The sequence below is a fragment of the Aminobacter sp. P4_H6_2 genome (assembly GCF_056400805.1).
This window is the reverse complement of sequence record NZ_JBFUKO010000510.1, coordinates 1-3,978: the sequence shown is the minus strand read 5'-3', so window position 1 is coordinate 3,978 and position 3,978 is coordinate 1. Positions and strand designations below refer to the sequence as shown.

Below are 3,978 nucleotides of genomic sequence, written 5' to 3'. Positions count from 1 at the left end.
GATCGGGTGGTAGTTGCCGGTGCCGAGATGGACGTAGTTGCGCAGGCGCCCGTCCTCGCGGCGAACCACAAGCGACATCTTGGCGTGCGTCTTGAGTTCGAGGAAACCGAACACCACCTGCACGCCGGCGCGTTCGAGGTCGCGCGCCCAGCGGATATTGGCCTCCTCATCGAAGCGCGCCTTGAGTTCGACGAGTGCGGTCACCGACTTGCCGGCCTCGGCGGCGTCGACGAGCGCACGCACGATCGGGCTGTCGTTGGACGTCCGGTAGAGTGTCTGCTTGATCGCCACCACTTCAGGGTCGATCGCCGCCTGGCGCAGGAACTGCACGACGACATCGAAGGATTCGTAAGGGTGATGGACGACGAAGTCCTTCTCCCGGATCGCCGCGAAGCAGTCGCCGCGGTGTTCGCGGATACGCTCGGGGAAACGCGGATTGAACGGCGGGAACTTCAGGTCGTCGCGCGGGACGGCGACGATTTCGGAAATCTGGTTGATGGCCAGAGGCCCACTCAGAATGCTGACCCGGTTGGCAGCAACGCCAAGCTCGCCGGCAACAAATTCGCGTAGTGCCGCCGGCATCTGGCTATCGAACTCGATTCGGACCACCGACCCACGCCGCCGGCGCTTGAGTGCGGTCTCAAACAACCGCACCAGGTCTTCGGATTCTTCCTCGACCTCGATGTCGCTATCGCGGATGATCTGGAACGTGCCGGAACCCTTGACCTCGTAGCCGGGGAAGAGCTTGCCGATGAACAGGCTCACCGTCTCCTCGATCGGGATGAACCGCACCGTGCGTTTGCGGTCCGGCAGCCTGATGTAGCGGCGCAGGGCCACCGGCAGGCGCAGCAAGGCCGTCATTTCCTCACCGTTCTTGCGGTGACGCAGCTGTAGCGCGATGGAGAACCCGAGATTGGGGATGAACGGAAACRGATGCGCCGGGTCGATCGACAGGGGCGTCAGGACCGGGAAGATCTGCTCCATGAAGTGGTCCTCGAGCCACTTCTTCTCATCCTTGGTGAGGTCGGTCGCGGAGATGCTCTCGATCCCTTCGAGCTTGAGCAACTCCATCAGGCTCGACAGGCTCTTCTGCTGGTCTTCCTGCAGGCGTTCGACCTCGAGCAGCAGCTGTTCGAGCTGCTGTTCCGGCGTGCGGCCATCGGCGCTGCGAATGGTGATTCCCTCGCGCACCTGCCCAGCGAGGCCGGCGACGCGGACCATGAAGAATTCATCGAGATTGCCGGCCGAAATCGACAGGAAGCGGACGCGTTCGAGCAGCGGGTGGTTGGGATTTTGTGCCTGTTCGAGCACTCGCCTGTTGAATTGCAGCCAGGAGAACTCACGATTGACGAAGCGATCGGGGTTGCCGTCTGCCGCGTCGGTCGGCGACTTGTCGTTGACGAAATCGGTATGTACCGGCCTCAACTGATTCATATGCAACCCTTCCCCACCGCAGCGTTCCGCCGCTTATCCGGCTCAACTTATCCTCTGACAGGCAATTGCGACAGTTTCATTTCAGCATCTTGCAAACCTGTCGCTTATGATACAAACGCTTCGGATAACGGCGTCGCAGATCCCTTGGACGTGCAAGCGAGCCGTGGCATTCATGCGCGAAGTTCCTCAGAAGGGAAAAACACCATGGCCGGCGGCTCCATCCCCCACTTCCAGAACGATGCTGGACATGCCCTGATCGAGATCGGCGTGAAGGAATTCATGTGYGTGGGCGCCAACCCGCCCTTCGATCACCCGCATGTGTTCCTCGACATGGGTGCGGACGCCGAAAAGGTCTGCCCCTACTGCTCGACGCTCTATCGCTTCTCGGCCAAGCTGAAGGCGACCGAGACACAGCCGTCAGGCTGCCTGTACGTCGCCGACCGCGCAGCCTGACGACAAAGCCGCGGTCATGCAATCGCGACAGATCGTGATGGCGGGAGCCGGCGTCGCCGGGCTCACTGCGGCGCTCGCCTTCGCAAGACATGGCTTTGGCGTTCGCGTGCACGAACGCGCGCCGACGCTGGCAGAAGTCGGTGCCGGACTCCAGCTTTCTCCCAACGCCACCCGTATACTAGACCGCCTTGGTGTGCTCGATCTGGTCAGCCCCTCGACCGTGCGGCCGGAAGCGGTCGTTCTGCGCGACGCGGCGACCTTGTCTGAACGGGCGCGCGTTCCCCTGGGTGCAGCGGCCGAGCGACGCTGGAAGGCTCCCTACCTCGTTGCCCATCGCGCCGACCTTCAACATGCCCTGCTCGCACAGGTCGCGGAAAGCCCCTTGATCGAGGTCACCATCGGCTCCGAGGTCACCGGCGTCGAGGCGCAGGCGGGCGGCATCACGGTGTCGACCACGCAAGGCGGTGTCGCCTCCAATGTCGACGCTGTTTTGTTTGTTGCAGCAGACGGCGTCTGGTCGACCAGCCGACGTCTTATCGGCCCGAACGAGAAGAGCCGGTTTTCAGGCGAACTGGCCTGGCGCACCACGCTCTCCTCTGACGGCGACGTCGGTCGACATTTTGCCGCGCTGAGCTCGCCGGCGATGGTAACGACTTATCTACACGCGGGCTTTCATCTGGTCGCCTACCCCATCCGTGCCGGCACAGCGATCAATCTCGCCGCCTTCACGCCGGGCAATTCGATCGCCGAGCAATGGTCGGGCGAGACCGATGCTGGTGCGTTGAAACGGGCGATGCGAGGCACAGCGCCTGCCCTTTCCCGGCTGATCGACGAAGCCGGTCCGTGGACGGTGTGGCCGCTGCATACCGTCGACCAAGCCCGCCCATGGACCGCGCCAAGCGGCATCGCGTTGATCGGCGACGCGGCACACGCCATGACGCCCTTCGCCGCCCAAGGTGCCGCGATGGCGATCGAAGACGCCTTTACGCTGGCGGACGCGATTGTGTCAGGCCCGGCGATCGCGGACGCACTGTCGCGATGGGAAATGGAGCGCAAATTGCGTGTGCGCAAAGTGGCACGGCGCGGCGCGCTCAACCATTTCGCCTGGCATGCCAGTGGGCCGGTGGCGGTGGCGCGCAACCTGTTCCTCAAACTCAAATCGCCGGAAAGCCTCGCCGCCGACATGGATTGGCTCTATGGCTGGACCCCGCCCGGCTGGTCCGACCAAGGCCGGTTATAGAGCCCAAGCGACCAGTTCAGCGTCGCCGGCAAAGGGTTCCACCAGCCGGTCGTCAGGCCGGCTTCTCGAAGTGCCGCCGCCGTCCAAGTGTTACAGCCCGCCAAGGCGTTGAACTTGCCTTTGGCCTCAAAGAAACCGTCATAGGCGCCGTAGTTCACATCCGGTATGCGCTGCACGCCATTCGGCCCCTGCTGGAAGCTGCGCTCGATGAAATTGAGCAGTGCGGCAAAGCCGGCCTCGCCGATATCGAAGCGTCCTACAGTCGGGTGCGGCAGTGCAATTTCACCAGCCAGATCGACATGCATCACTGAATTGTCGAGCGTGAGCGCCGCAAGCACAGGCCCCGGCTTGAGCTCCGCCCATGTCGGCGTTCCAATGTAGAAGGCCTTGCTGCCCCAGCCGAACACCAGATAGCGCGCCCCCGGCAGGTCCGCCTCGATGCCGGCGTCGAGCAGAAAGCCGAACTTTTTCAGCACCGCCGCATCAAGCGGCACGGCAATGTCGGTGTGGATCGGGTTGGTGAAAACAAGGATGTGGCGCGGCGTTGCGGCAGCTTGGTCGCCGCCGAAAAGCGGCCTTGGCACCAGTGTGCCAAACGCCACCGCCGTGAACACCAGCAGGACAAGGATGCCCAGAAGACGAAATATTCTTCTCACTGGCAGGCTGTCCCTTTTGTCGAAGCATGTAGTTCCAACAAAAAAGCCCGGCCGAAATGCGACCGGGCTTTTGGATCGTTGAGCGGGGAGCCTAATGCAGGATCTGGCTGAGGAACAGCTTGGTGCGCTCGTGGCGCGGATGGTCGAAGAACTCGCCAGGCGTGTTTTCTTCGACGATCTGGCCCTGGTCCATGA

4 protein-coding genes and 1 pseudogene are annotated in these 3,978 nt (G+C 62.8%); 2 read left to right on the top strand and 3 right to left on the bottom strand.

The features are described 5' to 3' along the window. The coding region (ppk1, locus tag AC1DUU_RS25455) for a polyphosphate kinase 1 (protein WP_476786152.1) at positions 1-1,434 on the bottom strand (1,434 nt) is incomplete at its 3' end. A 204-nt stretch (positions 1,435-1,638) separates the two neighbouring features. Here ppk1 and AC1DUU_RS25450 point away from each other — a divergent pair. Both AC1DUU_RS25450 and AC1DUU_RS25445 read left to right on the top strand, forming a co-directional pair. Further along, a complete protein-coding gene (locus AC1DUU_RS25450; protein WP_476786151.1) occupies positions 1,639-1,887 on the top strand; it encodes a zinc-finger domain-containing protein in 249 nt (82 codons plus the stop codon). A gap of 16 nt (positions 1,888-1,903) precedes the next feature. Further along, positions 1,904-3,127 carry an FAD-dependent monooxygenase gene (locus tag AC1DUU_RS25445; RefSeq protein ID WP_476786150.1) on the top strand — a complete coding sequence of 408 codons (1,224 nt, stop codon included), beginning with the start codon at positions 1,904-1,906 and terminating at the stop codon, positions 3,125-3,127. Here the strand turns inward: AC1DUU_RS25445 and AC1DUU_RS25440 are convergent. Beyond that, positions 3,082-3,783 carry a TIGR02117 family protein gene (locus AC1DUU_RS25440; protein ID WP_476786149.1) on the bottom strand — a complete coding sequence of 234 codons (702 nt, stop codon included), beginning with the start codon at positions 3,781-3,783 and terminating at the stop codon, positions 3,082-3,084. The genes AC1DUU_RS25445 and AC1DUU_RS25440 overlap by 46 nt on opposite strands. 91 nt (positions 3,784-3,874) lie before the next feature. Continuing rightward, positions 3,875-3,978: pseudogene (locus AC1DUU_RS25435) on the bottom strand (amino acid ABC transporter ATP-binding protein); the annotation flags it as partial.

Excerpts from the sequence above, each read along its gene's own strand:
- AC1DUU_RS25445 (WP_476786150.1), top strand. The coding sequence starts at position 1,904 with ATGCAATCGCGACAGATCGTGATGGCGGGAGCCGGCGTCGCCGGGCTC.